1 pseudogene is annotated in these 585 nt (G+C 56.8%); it reads left to right on the top strand.

Annotated features, from left to right (window positions below):
* Nucleotides 1-585 (top strand): annotated as a pseudogene (locus tag AC6RV6_RS28320) (DUF4912 domain-containing protein); the annotation flags it as partial.

The raw sequence follows: 585 nt of genomic DNA, 5'->3' as shown, positions 1-585 counted from the left end.
GTATCGGCATGATGTCGGGAATGGGTATGGAAACCACGTCCGGTATCGGCATGATGTCGGGAATGGGTATGGAAACCACATCCGGTGCAGGAATGCAAATGTCCGGTGCGGGAATGTCGGGAATGGGACTCACCACCCTGTCTGGTGCAGGTATGATGTCGGGGATGGGCATGGAAACCATGTCCGGTATCGGCATGATGTCGGGAGTCGGTCTGATGTCCGGTGCAGGAATGCAAATGTCCGGTGCGGGAATGTCGGGAATGGGACTCACCACCCTGTCTGGTGCAGGTATGATGTCGGGAATGGGCATGGAAACCATGTCCGGTATCGGCATGATGTCGGGAGTCGGTTTGATGTCCGGTGCAGGAATGCAAATGTCCGGTGCAGGAATGCAAATGTCCGGTGTCGGCATGTCCGGTGCAGGAATGCAAATGTCCGGTGCGGGAATGTCGGGAATGGGACTCACCACCCTGTCTGGTGCAGGTATGATGTCGGGGATGGGCATGGAAACCATGTCCGGTATCGGCATGATGTCGGGAGTCGGTCTGATGTCCGGTGCAGGAATGCAAATGTCCGGTGCGGGAA

Source organism: Spirulina sp. LEGE 11439 (assembly GCF_059821285.1).
The sequence above is the reverse complement of the archived record's forward strand: the minus strand, read 5'-3'. Positions and strand labels throughout refer to the sequence as shown.